This window comes from Martelella mediterranea (genome assembly GCF_004342225.1).
Lineage (GTDB): Bacteria > Pseudomonadota > Alphaproteobacteria > Rhizobiales > Rhizobiaceae > Martelella > Martelella mediterranea_B.
Map to the genome: position 1 here is coordinate 70,416 of NZ_SMAR01000005.1, position 21,747 is coordinate 92,162.

The 21,747-nt window shown below is 54.8% G+C and carries 21 protein-coding genes; 11 read left to right on the plus strand and 10 right to left on the minus strand.

The window, feature by feature from the left end:
• Position 1 precedes the first annotated feature (1 nt).
• Both EDC90_RS05065 and EDC90_RS05070 read right to left on the minus strand, forming a co-directional pair.
• Positions 2–364, minus strand: a complete 363-nt coding sequence (locus EDC90_RS05065) for an MmcQ/YjbR family DNA-binding protein (protein WP_132309235.1) — start codon at positions 362–364, stop codon at positions 2–4.
• Positions 365–373: 9 nt separating this feature from the next.
• Positions 374–1,933: an ABC transporter substrate-binding protein gene (locus tag EDC90_RS05070; protein ID WP_132309237.1), complete on the minus strand. Its 1,560-nt coding sequence runs from the start codon at positions 1,931–1,933 to the stop codon at positions 374–376.
• 296 nt (positions 1,934–2,229) lie between these two features.
• Here EDC90_RS05070 and EDC90_RS05075 point away from each other — a divergent pair, with 296 nt between their 5' ends.
• Together EDC90_RS05075 and EDC90_RS05080 are read left to right on the plus strand one after the other, a co-directional pair.
• Positions 2,230–2,784 carry a DUF4142 domain-containing protein gene (locus tag EDC90_RS05075; protein WP_165972742.1) on the plus strand — a complete coding sequence of 185 codons (555 nt, stop codon included), beginning with the start codon at positions 2,230–2,232 and terminating at the stop codon, positions 2,782–2,784.
• A gap of 204 nt (positions 2,785–2,988) precedes the next feature.
• Positions 2,989–4,227: a Zn-dependent hydrolase gene (locus EDC90_RS05080; RefSeq protein ID WP_132309241.1), complete on the plus strand. Its 1,239-nt coding sequence runs from the start codon at positions 2,989–2,991 to the stop codon at positions 4,225–4,227.
• Positions 4,228–4,232: 5 nt separating this feature from the next.
• Here the strand turns inward: EDC90_RS05080 and EDC90_RS20830 are convergent, their stop codons facing one another.
• Entirely contained in the window at positions 4,233–4,409 is a 177-nt protein-coding gene (locus EDC90_RS20830) for a hypothetical protein (protein WP_165972743.1), read from the minus strand.
• A 146-nt stretch (positions 4,410–4,555) separates the two neighbouring features.
• Between EDC90_RS20830 and EDC90_RS05085 the strand changes: the two genes are divergently transcribed.
• The 3 genes from EDC90_RS05085 (at position 4,556) to upp (ending at position 7,477) form a co-directional block, all read left to right on the plus strand.
• Positions 4,556–5,776 (plus strand): phosphopentomutase, encoded by a 1,221-nt coding sequence (locus EDC90_RS05085; protein ID WP_132309243.1) that lies wholly within the window; start codon positions 4,556–4,558, stop codon positions 5,774–5,776.
• On the plus strand, positions 5,773–6,756 hold the full coding sequence (locus EDC90_RS05090; RefSeq protein WP_132309245.1) for an adenosine deaminase: 984 nt from the start codon (positions 5,773–5,775) through the stop codon (positions 6,754–6,756). Before EDC90_RS05085 ends, EDC90_RS05090 begins: the two co-directional genes overlap by 4 nt.
• 91 nt (positions 6,757–6,847) lie before the next feature.
• Positions 6,848–7,477 carry a uracil phosphoribosyltransferase gene (gene upp / locus EDC90_RS05095; protein ID WP_132309247.1) on the plus strand — a complete coding sequence of 210 codons (630 nt, stop codon included), beginning with the start codon at positions 6,848–6,850 and terminating at the stop codon, positions 7,475–7,477.
• 7 nt (positions 7,478–7,484) lie between these two features.
• Here upp and EDC90_RS05100 read toward each other — a convergent pair whose 3' ends face one another.
• Entirely contained in the window at positions 7,485–8,435 is a 951-nt protein-coding gene (locus EDC90_RS05100; RefSeq protein ID WP_132309249.1) for an aldo/keto reductase, read from the minus strand.
• 173 nt (positions 8,436–8,608) lie between these two features.
• On the opposite strand from EDC90_RS05100, the gene EDC90_RS05105 reads away from it, so the two are divergent.
• The 3 genes from EDC90_RS05105 to EDC90_RS05115 all read left to right on the plus strand — a co-directional run bounded on the left by EDC90_RS05105 (position 8,609) and on the right by EDC90_RS05115 (position 11,973).
• The gene (locus EDC90_RS05105; RefSeq protein WP_132309251.1) at positions 8,609–9,595 is read left to right on the plus strand and encodes a Gfo/Idh/MocA family protein; all 987 of its coding nucleotides are present in this window, start codon (positions 8,609–8,611) and stop codon (positions 9,593–9,595) included.
• Positions 9,596–9,708: 113 nt separating this feature from the next.
• Positions 9,709–11,211 (plus strand): exodeoxyribonuclease VII large subunit, encoded by a 1,503-nt coding sequence (xseA, locus tag EDC90_RS05110; RefSeq protein WP_132309253.1) that lies wholly within the window; start codon positions 9,709–9,711, stop codon positions 11,209–11,211.
• A gap of 168 nt (positions 11,212–11,379) precedes the next feature.
• Positions 11,380–11,973, plus strand: a complete 594-nt coding sequence (locus tag EDC90_RS05115) for an NAD(P)H-dependent oxidoreductase (protein ID WP_132309255.1) — start codon at positions 11,380–11,382, stop codon at positions 11,971–11,973.
• A 17-nt stretch (positions 11,974–11,990) separates the two neighbouring features.
• On the opposite strand, the gene EDC90_RS05120 is transcribed toward EDC90_RS05115, so the two are convergent.
• From EDC90_RS05120 to rpsT, 5 genes are all read right to left on the minus strand, one after another.
• Entirely contained in the window at positions 11,991–13,247 is a 1,257-nt protein-coding gene (locus EDC90_RS05120; protein ID WP_132309257.1) for an aminopeptidase, read from the minus strand.
• Between the two features lie 134 nt (positions 13,248–13,381).
• Entirely contained in the window at positions 13,382–13,855 is a 474-nt protein-coding gene (gene ybaK / locus EDC90_RS05125) for a Cys-tRNA(Pro) deacylase (protein WP_132309259.1), read from the minus strand.
• Positions 13,856–13,860: 5 nt separating this feature from the next.
• Positions 13,861–14,214 (minus strand): ArsC family reductase, encoded by a 354-nt coding sequence (locus EDC90_RS05130; RefSeq protein WP_132309261.1) that lies wholly within the window; start codon positions 14,212–14,214, stop codon positions 13,861–13,863.
• A 111-nt stretch (positions 14,215–14,325) separates the two neighbouring features.
• Positions 14,326–15,807, minus strand: coding sequence for a chromosomal replication initiator protein DnaA (gene dnaA / locus EDC90_RS05135; protein ID WP_432419988.1), 1,482 nt, complete (start codon positions 15,805–15,807; stop codon positions 14,326–14,328).
• Positions 15,808–16,697: 890 nt separating this feature from the next.
• Complete coding sequence (rpsT, locus tag EDC90_RS05140; RefSeq protein WP_132309263.1) at positions 16,698–16,964, minus strand: 30S ribosomal protein S20; 267 nt, start codon at positions 16,962–16,964, stop codon at positions 16,698–16,700.
• A gap of 316 nt (positions 16,965–17,280) precedes the next feature.
• Between rpsT and EDC90_RS05145 the strand changes: the two genes are divergently transcribed.
• Positions 17,281–18,273 (plus strand): 2-hydroxyacid dehydrogenase, encoded by a 993-nt coding sequence (locus EDC90_RS05145; protein ID WP_132309265.1) that lies wholly within the window; start codon positions 17,281–17,283, stop codon positions 18,271–18,273.
• 4 nt (positions 18,274–18,277) lie between these two features.
• Here the strand turns inward: EDC90_RS05145 and mutM are convergent, their stop codons facing one another.
• On the minus strand, positions 18,278–19,171 hold the full coding sequence (gene mutM / locus EDC90_RS05150; protein WP_132309267.1) for a bifunctional DNA-formamidopyrimidine glycosylase/DNA-(apurinic or apyrimidinic site) lyase: 894 nt from the start codon (positions 19,169–19,171) through the stop codon (positions 18,278–18,280).
• Positions 19,172–19,330: 159 nt separating this feature from the next.
• On the opposite strand from mutM, the gene ubiE reads away from it, so the two are divergent.
• Both ubiE and ubiB read left to right on the plus strand, forming a co-directional pair.
• The gene (ubiE, locus tag EDC90_RS05155) at positions 19,331–20,107 is read left to right on the plus strand and encodes a bifunctional demethylmenaquinone methyltransferase/2-methoxy-6-polyprenyl-1,4-benzoquinol methylase UbiE (protein ID WP_132309446.1); all 777 of its coding nucleotides are present in this window, start codon (positions 19,331–19,333) and stop codon (positions 20,105–20,107) included.
• Between the two features lie 15 nt (positions 20,108–20,122).
• Positions 20,123–21,715 (plus strand): 2-polyprenylphenol 6-hydroxylase, encoded by a 1,593-nt coding sequence (gene ubiB / locus EDC90_RS05160; RefSeq protein ID WP_132309269.1) that lies wholly within the window; start codon positions 20,123–20,125, stop codon positions 21,713–21,715.
• Positions 21,716–21,747 lie beyond the last annotated feature (32 nt).

Genomic DNA, 21,747 nt, shown 5'->3' on the forward strand with positions numbered 1-21,747 from the left:
GTTATTCTCGCTTGTCGGGATCGTCTTTCTGCCTGCGGAGCTTTTCAGGTGCGATCAGGTCATAGCTCCGGCGCACATGCATAACGACTTCTGCCCAGTCGGGCGCATCATCAAGCCTGATGCCGACCCAGCCCTTGTGGCCGACATAAGGCGGGCGGAAAAAGCGTTCGGGGGCCGCGTCGATCAGAACCTGCTGCATGCCTTCCGGGGCTTTGATCCAGGCTGAAATCCGGCCATCCCCCTGTTTCACCATGCAGAAAATCTTGTTGCGAACCCTGAATGTGGGATCGCCCCAGGCCTCCTGTTCGAAGGTCTCCGGCAGATCAAGACAGATCTGCCGGATTTTGTCGTGTAAAGCTGCCATCTGCAGATATCAGTTCGGCTTTGCGACGTCCTGAAGCTGCAGGAAGAAAGACGGCTGCAGTTTGAAGTTTTCAACGCTGGCTTTGGTCACAGCATTCTGTTTCCAGTTGGCAACGAAAACCCATGGTGCATCGTCATGAACGATCGCCTGCATCTGCTTGTAAAGCTCGGCGCGCTTGGCCTGATCGGTCGCGGTGCGGGCTTCTTCAAGCAGCGTGTCGACTTCCGGGTTTGAATAATAGCCGGAGTTGAAACCACCCTTTTCCGGGAAGGCATCGGTTCTCAGCGCCAGGAAGGGCAGCGTGTCCGGGTCATTGGTCATCCATGCCATTTCAGCCATGTCAGCCTTGCCTTCAAGGCCGGGGTTAACCTTTCCAAGGAAGGTGTTCCACTCATAGGTTTCGATCTTGACCGGGACGCCAACGGCTTCAAGGTCTGCCTGAATCTGGGTGGCCATGGCCTGCGGCTCCAGCATGCCCGATCCGCCTTCGGTAACGTAGAAGGTCAGTTCCGAACCGTCATAACCGGCTTCGTCCAGCAACTGTTTGGCCTTTTCCGGATCATAAGGGTAGGGCGACAGGCTGTCATCATGCGCCCATGCAAAGGCCGGAGGCGTCGGGCCAGCCGCGACATCAGCAGTGCCTTGCAGGATATCATTGACGATGGCTTCCTTGTTGATGGCGTAGTTCACAGCCTGACGGATCGTCTTGTCTGCGAAAACACCGTCCTTGGTATTCAGGATCAGGAACCAGACATGCGGTCCGGCCTGCTCGTAAACCGTGTAATTCGGGTCATCGGCAAACTGGGAAAGGGAATCCGGCGGAACCTCAACCATAACGTCAAGTCCACCTGACATCATTTCAGCAACGCGGGTATTGGCGTCGGTCACCGGGCGGAAAACCACGGCTTCCAGATCGGGTACACCATCCCAGTAGTCTTCGTTTCGTGAAACGACGACGCGGGAATTCGGGTCCCATTCCTCAAACTTATAGGCACCTGTGCCGGAGGGGTGACGGCCATAATCCTGACCGTATTCCTTTACTGCAGCCGGTGAAACGATCAGGCCGGTCGGATAAGCAAGGTTGGAAAGGAAAGGCGCGTAAGGCTCATTCAGCGTGAACTTCACGGTCATATCGTCAACGACTTCAACAGTGTCGACAGCTGAAAAGAAGAAGGAGAGCGGGAACGGACCGGTGTCGTGATACTCGCTGTCTTCGTTCAGCATCCGGTCGAAATTGAATTTCACCGCTTCGGCATTGAATGGCGAACCGTCATGAAACTCCACGCCCTCGCGCAGCTTGAAGGTGTAGGTCTTGCCGTCTTCGGAAATGTCCCAGCTCTTTGCCAGTGCGGGTTCAACCTCGAGCGTTCCGTCTTTGTAGCGGACGAGACCGTCATACATGTTGACCAGAATTCGGAAGTCGTTAACCGCGGTATCGACTGCCGGATCGAGTGATTTCGGCTCTGCAATTTGCCCGACGATCAGAACATTGGGCGGTGTTTGCGCGAAAGCCGGGGCGCTGAACATCAGCGTCGCTGCCGCAAACGCTGCGGCGAGAAGGCGTTTCATGTCAGTTCTCCTCTGTTGGTGTTGACTCAATTAATTATGAAAGTTCGGTAATTTTCAAGGATTGATTATAATAAATTTTCAATGGACAAAATTGAGCGAGCCGTTGCTCACCCGGTTGAACGCGTTTTTCTGATGTTCTGCATTTTCGGGATAACCGCGATGTCAGTGCAACTGCACCGGATTTCAGGCCTTCGAAATGACATGAATTGAGTTTACACGGAAAAATGGTATTTATTGTATTTATACTACCTATAGTGAATTCAAAAACGTGTTATCCATCTGGAAGGAAGCTGATCATGCGTTTCGGAAATATTGATGGGCTTGCCCTGAGCGGGCAGACTGTTTCTCGCAGAAGACTGCTGATAGGCGGAGCCATGACGGCAGCGCTGGCAGGACTTGCGCCCTCTCTGGCTTCGGCTGCCTCTGCTGGCGCTTTGAATGCGGACTATGCAGAGGAGACACTGAAAATCGGCTTGTTTTCAGGTGACATCAGTGCGCTGGCGGAAAACAAGGCATCCCACTCTCAGGTGAAGCAATTTGCATCGCTCGAATATGACGAGGCGAGCGCCGTCGGTGGTCTTCTCCTGGGGGCAGGGGCCTCAAAGCCGGAGCGGCCAAAACCTTTCGCAGATACGCTGGCCAAGCTGAACAAGATGGACGCCGGTGACCGATTTGACCGTATGTATCTCGTCGCGGAAATCGAGGGGCATCAGGAGCTTTTGATGATACAGAAAGCTGAGGCTGCCTCGGCGGATGAGGGCATTGCGAAAACCATTTCGACGGTGCTGGTGCCCTTCATCGAGTCTCATCTCGTGATGCTTAGGGCTTTGCATCAGGGGCTGCGTGGATAATCGCGCTCAAGATCTGGTTTGTTGTTCTGTCCGGTACATGCCTTTGTGTGCCGGACTTTTCTGATCCGTGCCTCCTCATGAGGACAAACGCCGGACAATCGATTTATTACTAAAATTTTGCAGAATTTGTTTATTTATTATAATCAATTGTCGCAACACGCCAATATGGCCAGTTCGGGCCGAAGCAATGATGAGCGAGCGACAATGACCAGCCAACCCAAGATTAATCCGGAACGTCTGCGTGCACTTCTCGACGGCATCAACACATTCGGGGCGCCTGATCGTTCGGGCGGCTTTAACCGGGTCGGGTTTTCTGACGCCGATATTGCCGTGCGTGACTGGTTTGCGCACGAGATGGAGAAAGACGGGCTGAAGGTTTCGCGGGACGGGGCAAACTCTTTGTTCGGGCGCTTCGGGCCTGACACCGGGGCCTCTGTGATGGTTGGTTCTCACCTCGACACAGTGGTTGATGGCGGTGCCTTTGATGGTTCGCTTGGCGTTGCGGTGGCACTGGAATGCGTACGGGCAATGAAAGAGGCGGGTGTCACGCCGAAAGTGCCGGTTGAAGTGGTGGCAACCTCTGAAGAAGAGGGACGTTTCGGTGGTATGCTTGGCTCACAGGCCATCGCCGGTCTGGTAACGCGCGACTGGCTGGAGCAGGCGGCCGATGCGGATGGTGTGTTGCTCACCGATGCCATGCGTAAACAAGGTCTGGAACCGAGCGCGTTGCTGAATGCGGCCCGTAAAAAGGGCTCGGTGAAAGCATTTCTGGAATTGCATATCGAGCAGGGTCCGGTTCTGGAACGGGAAAAGCTGCCCGTTGGCCTGCCGGAAGGCGCAACCGGTGTTATCAACCTGTCTGTGACGCTGAAAGGCACAGCGAATCATTCCGGCACCACGCCAATGGATATGCGTGCCGATGCCTTTGCCGGGCTGGCGGAAATTGCAACGCAAATCCCGGCGATGATTGAGCGAACCGGTTCAGAGATTGCCCGGATCACAATCGGGAAGGTTGAGCTTTTGCCGAACCACCCACACACCATTCCCGGTGAGGCACGCTTTTCGGTGATCATCCGGGACTCTTCGGAAGAGGTGATGAAGGGGCTTAATACGCTTTTCGGCCATGTCGTGAGTGCCGTCGCCGGTCAGCATGGCCTCACATTTGAGATTGAGGAAAAAAGCTGCATCCCACCTGTTGCCTTTGATGAGGCGCTTGTCAGTATGCTGGATGAAGAGGCGCAAAGACTTGGGTTCGCCGCCAGAAGGATGATTTCCGGTGCGGGTCACGACGCACAGACAATGATGGCGTTTTGCCCGTCTGCCATGATCTTTGTACCTAGCCGCGATGGCATTTCGCACGCACCGGAAGAGCACTCAGAATGGGCGGATATCGAAAAAGGGGCTGAGCTGATGCTCGCAGCGCTGATGCGGCTTGCGGCTTGAAATCCTTACATGGCCAGATAAAGCTGGACAGCAGCCACAACCACGACGCCGATTGCGGCAATCACGGCGGTGGCGATCAGTGCAAATTCTGTTGTCTGGCTGCCGGAAATAGATTTGCGGCCGGTTTCGTAACGCTGTGGCATGAGGTCTAACGGTCTGTTGATCTTCAATGCTGTAAGCATCGCGTTTTCACCTTCTTATGCCGTTAAGAAATAAGGTTAGCGTTTTCTAAACGTCTGAAACACAAGAACAGTTCCCTGTTTGCCAAGGGGGGCGGGGCAGGTTAGAAAGGCTGAAAACCGTTTCAGCCTTGCAGGAAAATAGCTTCATGGCGCGTGCATTTGTCTATGTTCTCGATTCTTTTGGTATCGGTGGTGCGCCGGATGCAAAGGCCTATGGCGACCTTGGTGCCGATACGCTTGGACATATCGCGGAATTCTGCGCGGCCGGGCTGGGGGATCGCAGTGGTCTTCGCGAAGGCAGTCTGCATCTGCCGAATATGGCGGCGCTTGGGTTGCTTGAGTCTGCAAAGATGAGCACAGGAAACTGGCCGGCAGGCATGGTTGAAGCAAACCGGATATATGGCCGGTATGCCGCCGCAAGCGAGGTTTCACGCGGCAAGGATACGCCGTCCGGTCACTGGGAAATCGCCGGAACGCCCGTCCGATTTGACTGGGGATATTTCCCGGATGAGGAAGAATGTTTTTCAGAGGCTCTGCTCTCAGCAATCTTTGAAGAGGCCGGTCTTGAGGGCAGTCTTGGCAATTGCCACGCCTCGGGAACGGATATCATTCAGCGTTTTGGCCAGATGCATATCTGGAGCGGCAAGCCAATTTTCTACACCTCGGCAGATTCTGTCTTCCAGATTGCCGCTCATGAATATCATTTCGGGCTGGAGCGGTTGCTGCAGCTTTGCGAAATCGTGCGCAGGCACACCTATGATTATAATATCGGCCGTGTGATTGCCCGCCCGTTTGTCGGTGAAACGGCTGAAACGTTCAAACGCACTGGCAATCGCCGTGATTTCTCCATTTCACCGCCGGAAGAAACCCTTCTTGACCGGCTCGTGGCAGCAGGCCGCGATGTGATCGCCGTTGGCAAAATCTCAGATATATTCGCAGGCAAGGGTGTCACCCATCATCTTAAAGCCGATGGCAATGAAGCGCTTGTGGATGCGAGCCTGCGGGCAATTGAAGGCGCTCATGACGGATCGCTTGTTTTCACCAATCTCGTGGACTTCGATATGGTCTACGGTCATCGCCGCGATGTGCCTGGCTATGCCGCAGCGCTGGAAGCTTTTGACGCCCGCATCGGTGAAATCACAAAACGCATGAAGCCGGGCGACCTGTTATGCCTGACGGCCGATCATGGTTGTGACCCGACATGGCGTGGCAGTGATCATACGCGCGAGCGGGTTCCCGCACTCATGTTCGGCGCAGGCATCCGAGCAGGGTCGGCAGGCATCCGTTCGACCTATGCCGATATCGGCGAAAGCATTGCACACCATCTGAAACTGGCGCCGGGCCAGTATGGGACATCATTCCTATGAGTGAAAAGCGACTGAAAGCCGAACTGCATTGTCATATTGAAGGGGCTGCGCCGCCTCAGCTCGCGGCAAGACTGGCGATAAAATATGGCGTCGATCTGTCCGACTATCTGCGTGACGGCCAGTATGTCTGGAATGATTTTTCCAGCTTCATAGCCTGTTATGCCGCCATCGCGAATGTGTTCCGTGCCGAAGAAGACTTTGCCGATCTGGCTGAAGCCTATCTCACAGAGCTTGCAGGCTATGGTACGATTTACAGCGAGCTTTTCGTTTCGCCGGAGCAGGGGCTTTTGGCCGGTCTGTCGCGTGATGGCTACATGCGTGCGATCACAGCCGGTATCGAGGCTGCAAAGGCGAATACCGGTATTGAGTGCCGTATGGTGATGATTGGTGAACGGCATATGGGGCCTGAGCAGGTTGAAGGTGCCGCCGCTTATGCCGCCGCTTGCGATTTTCCGCTGCTGACCGGTTTTAATATCGCCGGTGAGGAGCGTCATGGTCGGGTGGCTGATTTTGCACGTGGCTTTGACATCGCCCGTGATGCCGGGCTTAAGCTGACAATCCATGCCGGTGAGGTGTGCGGGGCGTTTTCAGTGCGCGATGCGCTTGATATCGTGCGCCCGGACCGGATCGGTCACGGTGTTCGTGCAGTTGAGGATCGCGAACTGGTCAACCGCATTGCTGATGTTGGCACTGTGCTGGAAGTCTGTCCCGGCTCCAATATCGCCCTTTCGGTTTATCCCGATTTTAGCGCCCATCCGTTGCGCAGGCTTTATGATGCCGGTGTTAAGGTGACACTGAATTCTGACGATCCGCCATTTTTCCATACCACGCTTCAGCGCGAATATGATCTCGCTGAAGGCGTCCTTGGTTTTTCAGGTTCTGAAATTGATGAGATGACACGAACCGCCATCAATGCTGCGTTTGTGGATGAAGCAACCCGCGCGCAGCTTTTGGCGCGTCTTGAGAACGGAAACGGTTGATATCTCGGCAATTTGGCCTGTGTTTCTTGCCGCAATCCTCTGTTTTGCGCCATAACGGATGCAAAGACACACGAAAAGCGGGATGCAAGCCATGGACGGCGTTACAGTCATCGATCACCCTCTCGTTCAGCACAAGCTGACCATCATGCGGAAAAAGGAAACCTCAACGGCCGGTTTCCGTCGCCTGCTTCGGGAAATTTCGACATTGCTCTGCTACGAGGTGACACGCGACCTCGAAATGACGCATGAGACGATCGAAACGCCGATGACGAAGATGGAAGCGCCAATTCTTGAGGGCAAGAAACTGGTTTTCGCATCGATCCTTCGTGCGGGCAACGGATTGCTGGAAGGCATGCTTGATCTGGTGCCCTCGGCGCGTGTTTCGCATGTTGGCGTTTATCGCGATCATGAAACGCTGGAAGCGATCGAGTATTTTTTCAAGGCGCCCGAAGATATCGCTGAGCGTCTCGTTATCATCGTTGATCCGATGCTTGCCACCGGGAATTCAGCGATTGCCGCAATCGACCGGCTGAAAGAACGCGGCGTTACCAATATGCGCTTTCTATGCCTGCTCGCTGCCCCGGAAGGCATTAAAAAATTCCGCGAAAGCCATCCCGATGTTCCCGTTTATACAGCGTCAATCGACAGCCATCTGAATGAAAAAGGCTATATCGTTCCCGGCCTCGGCGATGCGGGTGACCGGATGTACGGAACCAAGTAAAAGCCGGTCATTCTCCGGCTTTTTGAAGCAGCTGCAGCGCGTCGGTATCAAGTTCGATGTCCGGCGCGCGGAACAGGCTTTGCAGCTGTTCTGGTTTGGAGGCGCTGGCAATGGGGGCGGTCACACCGCGCCGGGTCATGAGCCAGGCAAGTGCAATACTGGCCGGGTGCTCGCCGGCCTCCTTTGAAACGATCTCAAGCGCTTTCAGGATTCGCTCACCGCGTTCATCGAAATACTTGCCGACAGCGCTTTCGCGGGCGACGCCTCTGATGTCATCCGATGATTTGTATTTACCAGTCAGGAAGCCTGCCGCGAGGCTGAAATACGGGATCACGCCGATATCGTGCTCGACACACAGTTCGGCGAGCGCGCCCTCGAATCCGTCACGGGTGTAGAGATTGTATTCTGGCTGAAGAACATCATAGCGCGCTCGGCCAGTGTGTTCTGCAATACGAAGTGCTTCTTCCAGCTGCCCGGCATCGAGGTTGGAGCCGCCGATGGCCCGCACCTTCCCCTGTTCTCTTAATCTGGTGAACGCTCCGATCGTCTCGTCATAAGACGTGTTCTCATCGGGCCAGTGCGCAAGGTAGACATCGATATAGTCTGTCTTAAGGCGGCTCAGAGAATCCTCAACGGCCTGAAGAATCCATTTCTCGCTGAGTCCCTTCTTTTCGGGTGCCATTTCCGAACCGACCTTGGTGATGATCACAACATCATCGCGCGCGACGGAACTGCGCTGTAGCCAGTCTCCTATGATGGTTTCAGATTCGCCGCCCTTGTTGCCCGGAACCCAGGCGGAATAGATATCTGCGGTATCGATCGCATTGAAGCCTGCCTCGATAAAGCGGTCCAGAAGATCAAACGATGTCTTCTCATCGGCGGTCCAGCCAAACACGTTGCCGCCGAAGACGACCGGCGCGATTTCGATGCCGGTCCGGCCCAGCGTTCGTTTTTGCATAATCTCCTCCATGGTCATCGGTGCGCGCATAGCCCTGCGCTTTGTTCGGTTTAAGCCTAGGCGCCGTTAAGATTAATGACAATGAAAAGCATCAGTTCCATAGCCGGTCATGGCTTGCACCGGCCGCATACCATTCCTATGCTCTTTGGGATGAATGGTGAGGAACAATAATCATGCTTCGTTTTGGAATTTTATCGACGGCCAAAATCGGTCGCGAACTGGTCGCACCTGCCATTGCTGATGCTGGCAATGCTGTGATCTCTGCTGTTGCCAGCCGGGATAAGGAGCGCGCACGCGCCATGGCAGATCGTTTTGGCGCCGGGCACGCTTTCGGTTCATATGAAGAGATGCTGGAAAGCGATGTGATCGATGCGGTCTATATTCCGTTGCCGACGTCACAACATGTGGAATGGGCCATCAGGGCGGCGGATGCAGGCAAGCATGTTCTCGTCGAAAAGCCACTGGCTTTGAAGGCCGACGAGATTGCGCCCGTTATCGCCGCGCGTGATCGCAACAAGGTGCTGATCAGCGAAGCCTTCATGGTGACCTATTCTCCGGTCTGGAAGAAGGTCCGCTCATTGATTGCAGAGGGGGCGATTGGTGATCTGGTGCAGGTTCAGGGGGCGTTTTCCTACTTTAACAAAGACGCTGAAAATATGCGCAATAAGCCTGAGCTTGGCGGTGGAGGTCTGCCTGATATCGGGGTTTATCCAACAGTGACGACACGTTTTGCCACAGGCCAGGAGCCTGAGCAGGTGCAGGCAACGGTGCGCTTCGACAAGGCATTCGGAACTGATGTTTACGCTTCGGTTCGAGCAGCCTTTAAGGATTTTGAGCTGAGCTTCTATATCTCCACCCAGCTTGCCAACCGTCAGACGATGGCCTTTCATGGCACAAAGGGGCTGATCGACGTGACCGCTCCGTTCAATGCCAATCGCTGGGGGGAGGAAAGCGTTCTGCTTTCCAACCAGTCCCATTCTGAAACGCAGATCTTTCGTTTTCAGGACAGTCGCCAGTATATGCTGCAGGTTGAGGCGTTTGCACACGCCGCTGCCGGTGAAAAAGCGGAGATCTTTACGCTTGAACAGTCAGTGAAGAACCAGAAACTGATTGATGCGATCTATCGCGCCGGAGAAAAAGACGGTTGGCAGACAGTCTGAGTGCCACCTGATTTTTAAACGGAAGCCGCTGTTTGCCGGATGGCGGTTTCCGATTTTCGTGGATAGGCCGTGTCGGGGATGATGCTGACAAAATCCTTCGCTAAACTAAGTCCATGAACGATTTATTCTCAGCCGATTCGGCAACCAATCTGACGGAGTTTACCGTTTCCGAGCTTTCCGGCTCGATCAAGCGGACTATTGAGGACCGCTTTGACCGTATACGTCTGCGTGGCGAAATCTCTGGCTATCGCGGCCCGCATTCATCTGGTCATGCCTATTTTTCTTTGAAGGATGAGCGCGCGCGCATTGATGCTGTGGTCTGGCGCGGTGCTTTTTCGAAGATGAAGATCAAGCCGGAAGAGGGTATGGAAGTCATCGCTACAGGCAAGGTGACAACCTTTCCCGGCGCTTCGAAATACCAGATCATGATCGAGACGCTGGAACCTGCCGGTGCTGGTGCGCTGATGGCACTGCTGGAAGAGCGCCGGAAAAAACTGGCAGCCGAGGGGCTCTTTGATGAGGCGCACAGAAAGCCGCTGCCTTTCATGCCGCACGTTGTCGGTGTTATTACCTCGCCAACAGGAGCGGTTATCCGCGATATCCTGCATCGGATCACGGATCGCTTTCCCGTTCATGTGGTTGTCTGGCCGGTTAAAGTGCAGGGAGAAGGTTCCGGCGATGCTGTTGCCGCTGCCATTCGCGGCTTTAATGCAGCCGTTCCCGGCGGGCCGGTGGCGCGCCCGGATGTGCTGATTGTGGCGCGCGGCGGCGGTTCTCTTGAAGACCTTTGGGGCTTTAATGATGAGGCGGTGGTGCGGGCGGCCTATGAAAGCGATATTCCGCTGATTTCTGCCGTCGGTCATGAAACCGACTGGACGCTGATCGACCATGCTGCCGATTATCGCGCGCCGACACCCACGGGGGCAGCAGAGCGGGCAGTACCTGTCAAAGCCGAGCTTGTCGCCAATCATGCGCGCACTGTTGCAAGACTTGCTTCGGCGATGACGCGCCTGACGGACTTTCGCCGGCAGCGGTTGACAGGGCTTGCGCGGGGGCTGCCGTCGATCGATCAGATACTGGCACTGCCGCGCCGCCGGTTTGATGAAGCAGCCCTCAGGCTGACACGTGCGCTGGAACTCAATACCATCAACAAACGCCGAGCCTTTGAAGGACGGGCCGCCGGGCTTTCTGCGCTGCCGCGCCGTCTTGCAATGATGGTCGAGCGGGATCGCGAGCGGCTTGGTGTTTTAACCCGCAGGGCCGATACAGCCATGAATGCCGATTTCAAGGCGCGCCGCGCCGCCATTGCCGGGCAGGAGCGGGTGCTGAATTCGCTGTCTTACAAGAACGTTCTCTCGCGTGGCTTTGCTGTTGTGCGCGACGAGAACAATGTACCTCTGCCGCGTGCTTCCGGTCTTGGTGATCGGGTAAGGGTCGAAATCGAATTTGCCGATGGTCGCGTCAGTGCGATTACCGGTGCAGGGGCGCCAGATGCGCAAGCCGCTTCTGTGTCTGAACCAGAGGTACCGCTGAAAGCTGAACCTGATGCGGCAAAAAAGCCAGTTGCAAAAAAGAAGAAAACCCGGAATCCTCCCGAGCAGGGCAGCCTGTTTTGATGTGAATGTGAGATATGGCTGCTGTAAGCCCTGATGTTTCACAAGGTTCCGGTTGGAAAAGGCGTATTCCTGTCTGCCGGACAGGTTTATCCGGATCGGGATAAAACCGTCGTTTTGCCGCGATGTTGTCTCCCGGTCCTCAGCCTTTGAAAAGACGACCGGATTTTGATGCGTATTCTTCTTGTTCTGGCCCATCCGCTGGCCGAAAGTTTTAATGCGGCTATTGCAGTTGAAATCAGAAAAGCCTTGTCCGAAAACGGTCATGAGGTCGATTTTCTCGATCTCTATGCCGAAGACTTTGATCCCCGCTTAAGTGCTTCCGAGCGGCGTGGCTATTACGATGATCCTTATGATAGTTCTGGTGTCGATGATATTGCCCGCCGCATTCGCACCGCAGATGGTCTGTTTCTGGTGTTCCCGCAGTGGAGCTTCAATATGCCAGCGATGATGAAGGGGTTTTTCGACCGTATTTTTGCCCCCGGTATCGGCTTTGAGCACAATCCCACCGGCGGGCTTATCAAGCCAGCGCTCGGCAATCTGGATTATGTCTGGGCCTTTACCACCACCGGCACGCCCTGGTGGGTGGTCAATCTTTACATGGGACATCCGGTCCGGCGACTTTTGAAGCGCGGCACACGCTCATACTGCCCGAAAATGCCGGGGTTTCGCATGGTCAATATGCATGGCGTCGACAGTTCAACCGACCGGCAAAGAAAAGCCCACCTCAAGCGGGTGAGGCGGGCTGTTTTATCTTTAAAATAGATCGCAGGGTCTGGCCCTCAATCGGCCCATTCACCACCGCGCATAACCGGAGTCGCATTCCCATCGGCATCGATGCCATCGATATCGGTCTTGTCGGAACCGATCATCCAGTCGATATGGATCAATGATGCGTTGCCGCCCTTGGCTGCGATTTCATCGGCAGAAAGCGATGCGCCGTTCAGGAAGCATTTTGAGTAGCACTGGCCGAGTGCGATGTGGCAAGAGGCGTTTTCATCAAATAGCGTGTTGTAAAACAGGATGCCACTCTGGGAAATCGGAGAGGAGTGGGGCACAAGCGCCACTTCACCCAGATGCCGAGCGCCTTCATCTGTATCCAGAACCTTGTTCAGCACATCGCCACCCCTGGCCGCGGCAGCGTGAACAATCTTGCCTTTTTCAAACTGGACGCGGATATCATCAATCAGCGTACCCTGGTGGGAAAGCGGTTTTGTCGAGGAAACATGGCCTTCCACGCGCAGCCGGTGCGGTGTCGTGAACACTTCCTCGGTCGGGATGTTCGGATTGCAGATGATTCCGTTTTTGGCTGGAGAGGCGCCACCCTGCCATTCGTGGTCATCGGCCAGACCGATGGTCAGGTCTGTGCCAGGACCGGTGTAACGCAGTGCTGAAAACCGCTTGCCATTCAGCCAGGAAGAACGAGCGTGCAGGGTATCGTTATGCTCTTTCCAGGCAGCAACCGGATCGGGCTGGTCAACGCGCGACGCGGCGAAGATTGCCCGCGCCAGCTTGGCCACGGCCATGCCATCCGGATCACCTGGGAACACGGTCTTGGCCCACGCGAGTGAAGGGTACGAGACGATATTCCAGTTGATGTCGAAATTGGCAATTTTCTCGAGCGCTGGCTTGTAGGCGGTGGAGTTTGCACGGTTCGCCCGCGAGACCTTCTCCGGATCCTGAGCGGCCAGAAGCATCGGATTGTCACCGGAGATCGCAAGGCGCGCAGCACCATTGGCATAGGCTTTCCCCATGCCTTCATAAAGCCAGCCAGCGGCCTTGTCGAAGCTGGCATCGTTTGCGTTTTCAAAGCGTTCCAGTGTGGATTCCGGGTCGGAGTAAATCGTGGTGACCACCCCCGCACCTGCCTTATAAGCATGACGTGTAATCAAACGGGCCAGCGGTTGCGCTTCAATCGGCGCCGTCATGATCAGGTCCTGGCCGTCTTCGAGGTTAAGGCCGACCCTGACGGCGACTTCGGCCAGTTTTTCCAGCTTTTTCGTATTGATCGGGTGGGGAAGCTTGGTTTCGCCGGTCATGACTGCCTCATGCTAGTGGTTTCTGCTGTATGACTATCTAGTGCGTCTTGCCATGAAATTGAAGCGCCATGGTGCAACCCAAGTCTTGGATTAGCGCCGGAACGGGCCGGTTTATTTCGGCCTTTCGCGCTCGCTCAGGCAACCACGCCGGTGCTTATGGCTGAAAGTGCGCTCACAGCGTCGGCCGGGGCAAGCTTTACCTGCAAACCACGCTGGCCACCATTCATGATAATATAGGGTTCTGAAAGCGCCTTTTCCTCAAATACGACCGGCAGGCGCTTTCTCTGGCCAAACGGCGAGATGCCGCCAACATGATATCCGGACAGCCGTTCCGCATCATGTGCTTCAAGCATGTGAGCATGTTTGCCGCCGAAAGCTGCAGCCAGCTTTTTCATCGAAACTTCCGCGTTGGAGGGCACTACTGCGCATACCGGCTTGCCATCGACATCGGCCATCAGTGTTTTCAACACTCGGTCTGCCGGCTCGCCAATGGCTTCTGCCGCTTGCAGGCCAACCTTGAAGGCGTTTGGGTCATAGTCATATTGCTGGACGGTGAAGGTGACTCCAGCTTTGTTCAGAAACTGTGTTGCCCGAGTTGTTTTCGCCATGATCCTCAGTCCGTTTCGAAGAAACTTGCATAGGCATCGGGCTTGAAACCGATCAGTATGGCATCGTCCTTCTCAAGCACAGGACGCTTGATCATGGACGTTTGTTCAAGCATCAGCAAAATCGCGCTCTCGCGCGTAAGGTTCTCTTTTTTATCGTCGGGCAATTTTCGAAATGTCATGCCGGTCTTGTTCAGGACCTTTTCCCAGCCCGCCTTGCTGCACCAGTCTTCCAGATGATCCCGTTCGATCCCGGCCTTTTTGTAGTCGTGGAAGGTGTAATCGATCCCTCGCTCATCAAGCCAGGTCCAGGCTTTCTTCATGGTGTTGCAGTTCTTGATACCATAGAGCGTGACAGACATGGGCTTGCCTTCAGAAAGGTTTCAGACTGACACTGGCTATAGCAAGCAGGAGGTCATGAAAAAAGCCCGGTTTTCGACCGGGCTTTCAAATCCTCAAAACAGTTCAGATTGTCATTCGTTGATCAGGCGTTTCAGAAGCTCAACTTCCTGCGAAAGCTTTGAGTCCTGATCCAGAAGATCTTCGATTTTGCGCACGGCATGTAGCACCGTGGTGTGATCACGACCGCCAAACCGGCGACCGATTTCCGGGAAAGAGCGCGGCGTCATGGTTTTTGCCAGAAACATTGCAATCTGGCGCGGCTTGACGATGACGCGGGTGCGCCGGTTGGATACAAGCTCCTGCCGTGTCACGCAGTAATGGCGGGCAACAACGCGCTGAATATCCTCGATGCGCACACGTTTCGGTTCTCCGGTGCCCACAAGGTGAACAAGCAGCTCATCTACACGTTCGATCGAAAGGTCTGGTTCAAACGAACGACGGAACAGAAGCTGGTTGAAGGCACCTTCGAGTTCACGACCGCTGGCCGTAACCTTGGAGGCAACGTGTTCCAGTACTTCAGCAGGAATATCGATGGATGGATCGTCAGTCTGAGCCTGTGACAGACGGCGCTTCAGCATTTCAAGGCGCATCTGATAGTCCGGTGCTTCGATCTCCAGCGATACACCGCCGGTCAGGCGTGAACGCACACGTGGATCAAGCGATTCCAGCTCCCAAGGAGCTCGATCGGCAGCAACGACAACCTGTTTAGCGCTATCCAGAAGCGTATTCAGCAGATGGCAAAATTCGTGCTGGATCATCTTGCCCTGCAGGAATTGCATATCGTCGATAACCAGAAGATCGATATTGCGCAGCGAATCCTTCAGCGTCAGTGCATCATTATCCCGAATGGCGGAGGCAAACTTCCACATGAAGTATTCTGCCGTCAGATAGACCACACGCGGCTGTTCCGGGGCATTGATTGCCGCATTGGCAATGGCCTGCAACAGGTGTGTTTTGCCAAGGCCAACAGAGGAATGGATAAACAACGGGTTGAAGCGCACGGCGGCGGAGCCGGATTCAACCACAGCCTGGGCGGCTGCCAGCGCTACGCGATTGGAGGCGCCCATGACAAAGCTGTCAAAGGTGAAGTAGGGATCAAGCGGGGAGCCGAAGACTGTCGTCGCACCACCGCCGGCAGAACGCTGCGTCGGGCTTTCAGGTTCCGGCATAAGGGGCTGATTGGCAGCCTGCGCGCGGGAGGCCGGACGGATTGAGCTTGCTGGTCGCTCCGAGGCCGCCGCTTTGGGCTTTTCTGCAACAGGTTGAGGCCGCGGTGAGCGCGTGGCAGAGCGAACCAGAACCTCGACTTTGAGGACATGCGGGCGTTCAGACTGAGCCAGTTCGGTCATCAGATCGATGTAGTGGTTGTTGATCCAGGATTTCAGGAACGCGGTCGGGACAGAAAAACGCAGTACGCTCTTGGATGCCGTATGCAGTTTCAGCCGGCCAAACCAGCTGGCGTAGATATCAGCACCGACATGCGCTTTCAGCGCAACACAAAAGCGCTCGAAGAAAACATCGTCGCCTTCATCCGGCTCGGTTTGCATGGGCATGGAAGACGCCTGCGCGCCATGCTGCTCTCCCGAAATCTCCGCATCATTGTTAAGCCGGGAGGCCACCACTCTCATTTTCATTTTGCCGCCTTTCGAAGTCATCACCCCGGCGCAGACAGCTTGCGTGTCCGTCGCCGTTTATCATTCTGCCGTTTTGCTCGGCTTTTATAATTCTCCCGGCCATGGCTGACCGGGTTGCCTGACTGTTCAGTGTTATCTCCGGCCCTCGTTGCCGGACACGACTCTGAGTGTCAGGTTATTATTCGCTCTTTTTGTCTTTCCTTCTGCATTGTCTCTCCCCTCGTTGTCGGTGCCTGAAAAAGGCACAAAAAGTCCCCGTCGGCATTTCATGCTGAAACACCGAAGATCAATCAGAAGATGTTGGGAAAACGAAACCAGGAAGCTTCGCCTCCAGCTTTCGGATGACAGCATACATTGAGGAATGCATGCCCCTTCCATTCGAATGGAAGCTCAACCCGTCCGCTGTTCTGAAAAGCATTTAGGCAAGAATGGACATCGATTTCAACAGGGATTTTTTGGCGAAGCGGCTCTGCTTGCATTGACTCTGATAGCCGTTTTTGACTCGTAAAACGGGTGAAACGAAGAATCGCTTTTGAATCAACGAGATTCATTTTTTACTGAAATCAGATGTGGGATTCTGCCTTCGAAAAAATAATTTGGCTTGACATGAAATTGAGTTGAAGAACGTCTCAGGAATCGGGAGAAAATATGGCCTTCTCCCGTAAAGGTTTGATTTTAAGGGAAAAAGCTCGTCATTTTGATGACATGATCCTGAAATGTAGATGTCACAATAGCCAAGCCATTCAGACATAACAAAAAAACCCGGCCTGAAAGCCGGGTTCTTCGAAAACATGTAATTTAAAACGTTCTCAGGCAGAGATTGCCTTTACGCGCTGGGCAAGACGGGAAACTTTCCGCGATGCTGTATTGCGGTGAAGAACGCCCTTGCCAGCGGCACGTGCAAGCTCCGGCTCGGCGAGCTGCAGGGCAGCCTTTGCCTGATCAGCGTTACCGGAAGCGATTGCTTCTTCGACCTTGCGTACGAAACCACGAACACGCGAACGACGTGTTTTGTTGATGGCGGTACGGCGGGCCATTTTGCGGGTCGCCTTTTTCGCCGAAGTTGTATTTGCCATGTTAGTCTCTCTTCGAATTCTGTCGCGCTCCTGTCACGGCTGAACACCGCGAAAGGCGCAGATCACTTTTGTGACGGGAGCCATTGATCAAGCTTTAAAAGCTTTCAATACTGTGGGCGGCGATATAACGGCTTCCGTGGCTTCCGTCAATGCGCAAAAGCGAGGAATCCGGTGAATAGCCGGTTCATAAGGACTTTTCGGGCTTTTGAAGGCCATTGTCATTGTCTTTATGGTGATCAGGCTTAAACTTCAACACCGAGTTCCTGCAATACGAATGCAGGCGATTCTTCAGATATCTTACCCTTAAGGACCGGCTATGCGTGTCACCGTCTTTTCCGCCAAGCCCTATGACGAAGAGTTTCTTAAACATGCAAATGAAGACCGGCATGATCTGGTTTTCACAGAAGCACCTTTGCATGCGCCAACTGCGAAACTGGCAGCCGGATCGATAGCAATCTGCGCCTTCGTCAACGACGACCTTGGCGCGTCGACCCTCTCGGAACTGCAAAAAGCAGGTGTCGGGTTGATTGCGCTGCGTTGCGCCGGGTTTAACCGGCTGGATCTTTCAGCCGCTGACCGGTTTGGCATTCATGCCGCCCGCGTTCCATCTTATTCTCCTTATGCCATTGCCGAGCATACGCTGGCCCTGGCGATGACGCTGAACCGGAAGATACACCGGGCCTATAACCGGGTCAGAGAGGGGAATTTCGCACTTAACGGCCTTCTGGGGTTTGATCTGCATGGCAAGACGATTGGTGTTGTCGGAACCGGTGGTATCGGCCGTAACGTCATTCGCGCATTTTCCGGCTTCGGCTGCAAGATTATTGCGTTCGACCCTTATCCCAATGACGAGGCCAAGGCTCTTGGCGCGCGCTACGTGGATAAGGATGAACTGATGGAGAAGGCTGAGATCATATCTCTGCACTGCCCGCTGACGCCCGATACACGGCATTTCATTGATGAAGATGCGATTGACGCCATGCAGCGCTGCAAGATGCTGATCAATACCAGTCGCGGCGGTGTGATCGACACGCTGGCGGTGATTGAAGGGCTGAAGTCCGGCAAGATCGGATCGCTGGCATTGGATGTTTATGAAGAAGAAGAAGACCTGTTCTTCCGTGACCTGTCTTCCACTGTCATCCGCGATGATATTTTTGCCCGCCTTCTGACCTTTCCGAATGTGCTGATTACCGGACATCAGGGCTTCTTCACGCAGGAAGCGCTGATCAATATCGCTCACACGACGATTGCCAATATCTCCGCTTATGAAGACAACGGCGAAGCATTGCACCCGATCACGATGCGCTGATACCTCAGCCCTTCTGGCAGGCAGGGCAGTAAAACGTTGAACGACCCGACTGAACGGCGCGCGTAATCGTGCCGTTGCAGTCTTGATGGCGGCAGGCTGTGCCGGTCCGGTCATAGACTGAGAAGGCGTGCTGGAAGTAGCCAAGCGTCCCGTCGGTTTTGCGGTGGTCCCTCAGTGTTGAGCCTCCGGCGTCAATGGCCTCGGCAATGACGTTGCGAATTGCGGGGACAAGGCGCTGAAGACCTGCCGCTGGCTTCCCCTTGGCCGTCACCAGATGTCCGGCAGCCCGGAATGGAGAAAGCCGAGCGCGCCAGAGCGCTTCACAGACATAAATATTGCCAAGCCCGGCAATATTGCGCTGATCCAGCAGGGCAGACTTGATTGCCTGGGTCTTGCCGGCAAAACGGCTGGCAAGAAAATCGGCGTCAAGGGTATTTCCGGTCGGCTCTGGGCCAAGACTGAAAAAGCTCGGGTCGTCTTCAAGCGCGGCACGTTCAACCAGTTTCATGAAGCCGAACCGGCGCGGGTCGTTATAAATGACACGGCATCTCTCGCCATTTCGACTCAGGTGAAAAATGACGTGATCATGCTGTGACAATTGTCCGCGCGGGATATGAAAGTCTCCCGGTGTTGTCGTGGCTGTGTCGTTCTCCACTCTGTAGGAACCCGACATGCCGAGATGCGCAATGATGGTTTTGCCATTATCGAGGTCGATCAGAAGATATTTGGCCCGTCGGCCCAATGCCAAAATATCGTGTGTTTCCGTCTGGCCGGCAAAGTTGGCAGGAAACGGAAAGCGCAGGTCTGCCCGGCGGAGTTCCAGCCGTTCCAGCCGGCTTCCCTCCATGGCCGGCGCCAGTCCACGGCGTACAGTTTCGACTTCTGGCAGTTCCGGCATGGTTTTTTAAAGCCTTTGACGTTTCGCTTTGGTTCATTTCGGTTTATAGCCGCTTCAGACAGAAGGCTGCCTTCCCGAGAGCAGCCGTGATAGCGCATTGATTTTGATTTCGCTATGGTCTTGACCTATCTGTTCCCGGGAGAAGATGAGGTGCACAATATGGCGGAAAACCGGACCAGAGCCGATGGTGGCATGGCAACATCCTTTGGTTTTAAAGATGTTGCTGATGGAGACAAGCAGCCGCTTGTCAATGATGTCTTTCACAAGGTCGCCAAGCGCTATGACATGATGAATGATCTGATGTCGGCAGGGCTGCACCGGGCGTGGAAAGATGCCATGATTTCTGCGCTCAATCCGCCGCCGGATCCTGAATACAGGATTCTTGATGTGGCTGGCGGAACCGGCGATATTGCATTTCGTATCGTTGAGGCGTCCCGCAAGATGGCGAAGGCGACCGTGCTGGATATCAATGGTTCCATGCTTTCCGTCGGTGAAGACCGGGCAAAAAAGAAAGGCCTTGCTGAAAACTGCACCTTTGTGGAGGCCAATGCAGAAGAACTGCCTTTTGAAGACAAGACCTTCGATGCCTATACCATTGCGTTTGGCATTCGAAATGTACCGCATATCGACAAGGCGTTGTCGGAAGCCTACCGTGTTTTGAAACGTGGTGGCCGTTTGCTCGTGCTGGAATTTTCCGAGGTTGAGGCACCGATTCTCGATAAGGTCTATGATCTCTGGTCGTTCAATGCGATCCCTGCCATTGGCAAGGTCGTGGCTGGTGATGGAGAGCCTTATCGTTATCTGGTCGAATCGATCCGCAAGTTTCCCAATCAGGGTGATTTTGCGAAAATGATTGAACGCGCAGGGTTTTCGCGCGTGAAGTACACAAATTACTCAAGTGGCATCGCCGCCCTTCATTCCGGCTGGAAGCTCTAGGTCTCAGGCAGTTTTATGAGTGCATTCCGATCCTATATGAACCTTCTCGGCGTTGGCTGGGTGTTGATGCGCGAAGGCGTGATCAATGCCCTGCCGTCGGATGGTTTGCCGCCACTGGTGAAGCTGGCGAAAACCATGATGGTGCCACTGGCGCGCCCGAAGGCGCGTAAAGAGGCCCGATCTGACCGGATCGGCAAGGCCGTTGCTCGCCTCGGCCCGTCTTATGTGAAGATGGGCCAGTTTCTCGCGACCCGGCCTGATGTCGTGGGGGATGGCTTTGCCAATGATCTGGCCCAGCTTCAGGACCGGATGCCTTTTTTCCCCACCGAGGCCTCCAAATCCACCATCAAAGGCTCGCTCGGGCGTCCGGTTGATGAGCTTTACACACGCTTTGATGGTCCGATCGCGGCTGCCTCGATTGCGCAAGTGCATCCTGCAGAAGTGAAGGCTGCTGATGGCTCCACCCGGAAAGTCGCGGTCAAGGTGATCCGCCCAGGTATCCGTCAGCGTTTCAATGAAGATCTTGGCGCGATGTATCTGGTTGCAGGGCTTCAGGAGCGTTTTGTGCGTTCCAGCCGCCGTTTGCGTCCGGTGGAGGTTACACGCACGCTCGAACGCACGACCAAGATCGAGATGGATTTGCGTCTGGAAGCTGCGGCGATTTCCGAGATGACGGAGAATACCGCCGGCGATCCGGGCTTTCGTCTGCCGAAAGTCGATTGGGAGCGTACCGGCCGCGATGTCGTTACCATGGAATGGATCGATGGTATCAAGATGTCGGATATTGAGGCCCTGCGCGCCTCAGGGCATAACCTGGAGGAGCTGGCAGTCACTCTGATCCAGTCCTTCCTGCGCCACACGCTGCGCGATGGCTTTTTCCATGCCGATATGCACCCCGGCAATCTGTTCGTTGACCCGGACGGGATGATCGTCGCAGTCGATATGGGCATTGTCGGGCGTCTGGGCAAAAAGGAACGCCGGGTTCTCGCAGAAATCCTTTATGGCTTTATTACGCGCGATTACATGCGCGTCGCCGAAGCGCACTTTGAAGCCGGTTATGTTCCTGCCCACCACGACAAGGCCTCTTTTGCACAGGCTATCCGCGCGATTGGTGAGCCGATCCACGGCCAGTCAGCTGAGACCATTTCTATGGGTAAACTGCTGACGCTGTTGTTCGAGATTACCGAAATCTTCGATATGTCGACCCAGACACAGCTGATCAACCTCCAGAAAACCATGGTGGTTGTTGAAGGCGTGTCGCGCATGCTGGATCCGCATTTCAATATGTGGAAGGCGTCTGAGCCTGTCGTGTCGAAGTGGATTGAGGATAACCTGGGCCCCAAACGCGTTCTTGACGATATGCGTGAAGGCCTGAAAGCGGCGTTGAAACTGGCCGAGGCTGTGCCGGAAATTGCTGACAAGACCGAGAAGTTTCACAATGAGATCATTGCGATGAGTGAGAATGGCTTGCGCTTTGATGAGGCAACAGCTGATGCGATTGGCCGCGCTGAAGCGCGCCATACACGCTCTGGCCGGGCAGCGCTGTGGCTGGTCGTGCTGGTGCTCGTTTACCTTGCAGGGCTGGCAACTTTCGGGCTGTTCGCTTAGGCGGCCGGCAAGCTCTGTTTTTGTTTTTCAAT

What these genes read in the sequence shown, in the direction of transcription:
- EDC90_RS05075 (WP_165972742.1), top strand. Translation starts at nt 2,230, where the DNA reads ATGCGTTTCGGAAATATTGATGGGCTTGCCCTGAGCGGGCAGACTGTT.
- EDC90_RS20830 (WP_165972743.1), bottom strand. Translation starts at nt 4,409, where the DNA reads ATGCTTACAGCATTGAAGATCAACAGACCGTTAGACCTCATGCCACAG.
- mutM (WP_132309267.1), bottom strand. Translation starts at nt 19,171, where the DNA reads ATGCCGGAACTGCCAGAAGTCGAAACTGTACGCCGTGGACTGGCGCCG.
- EDC90_RS05115 (WP_132309255.1), top strand. Translation starts at nt 11,380, where the DNA reads ATGCGTATTCTTCTTGTTCTGGCCCATCCGCTGGCCGAAAGTTTTAAT.
- EDC90_RS05065 (WP_132309235.1), bottom strand. Translation starts at nt 364, where the DNA reads ATGGCAGCTTTACACGACAAAATCCGGCAGATCTGTCTTGATCTGCCG.
- EDC90_RS05100 (WP_132309249.1), bottom strand. Translation starts at nt 8,435, where the DNA reads ATGCAAAAACGAACGCTGGGCCGGACCGGCATCGAAATCGCGCCGGTC.
- EDC90_RS05130 (WP_132309261.1), bottom strand. Translation starts at nt 14,214, where the DNA reads ATGTCTGTCACGCTCTATGGTATCAAGAACTGCAACACCATGAAGAAA.
- upp (WP_132309247.1), top strand. Translation starts at nt 6,848, where the DNA reads ATGGACGGCGTTACAGTCATCGATCACCCTCTCGTTCAGCACAAGCTG.
- rpsT (WP_132309263.1), bottom strand. Translation starts at nt 16,964, where the DNA reads ATGGCAAATACAACTTCGGCGAAAAAGGCGACCCGCAAAATGGCCCGC.
- EDC90_RS05145 (WP_132309265.1), top strand. Translation starts at nt 17,281, where the DNA reads ATGCGTGTCACCGTCTTTTCCGCCAAGCCCTATGACGAAGAGTTTCTT.
- ybaK (WP_132309259.1), bottom strand. Translation starts at nt 13,855, where the DNA reads ATGGCGAAAACAACTCGGGCAACACAGTTTCTGAACAAAGCTGGAGTC.
- dnaA (WP_432419988.1), bottom strand. Translation starts at nt 15,807, where the DNA reads ATGCCCATGCAAACCGAGCCGGATGAAGGCGACGATGTTTTCTTCGAG.
- EDC90_RS05070 (WP_132309237.1), bottom strand. Translation starts at nt 1,933, where the DNA reads ATGAAACGCCTTCTCGCCGCAGCGTTTGCGGCAGCGACGCTGATGTTC.
- EDC90_RS05090 (WP_132309245.1), top strand. Translation starts at nt 5,773, where the DNA reads ATGAGTGAAAAGCGACTGAAAGCCGAACTGCATTGTCATATTGAAGGG.
- EDC90_RS05105 (WP_132309251.1), top strand. Translation starts at nt 8,609, where the DNA reads ATGCTTCGTTTTGGAATTTTATCGACGGCCAAAATCGGTCGCGAACTG.
- EDC90_RS05120 (WP_132309257.1), bottom strand. Translation starts at nt 13,247, where the DNA reads ATGACCGGCGAAACCAAGCTTCCCCACCCGATCAATACGAAAAAGCTG.
- EDC90_RS05085 (WP_132309243.1), top strand. Translation starts at nt 4,556, where the DNA reads ATGGCGCGTGCATTTGTCTATGTTCTCGATTCTTTTGGTATCGGTGGT.
- ubiE (WP_132309446.1), top strand. Translation starts at nt 19,331, where the DNA reads ATGGCGGAAAACCGGACCAGAGCCGATGGTGGCATGGCAACATCCTTT.
- xseA (WP_132309253.1), top strand. Translation starts at nt 9,709, where the DNA reads ATGAACGATTTATTCTCAGCCGATTCGGCAACCAATCTGACGGAGTTT.
- ubiB (WP_132309269.1), top strand. Translation starts at nt 20,123, where the DNA reads ATGAGTGCATTCCGATCCTATATGAACCTTCTCGGCGTTGGCTGGGTG.
- EDC90_RS05080 (WP_132309241.1), top strand. Translation starts at nt 2,989, where the DNA reads ATGACCAGCCAACCCAAGATTAATCCGGAACGTCTGCGTGCACTTCTC.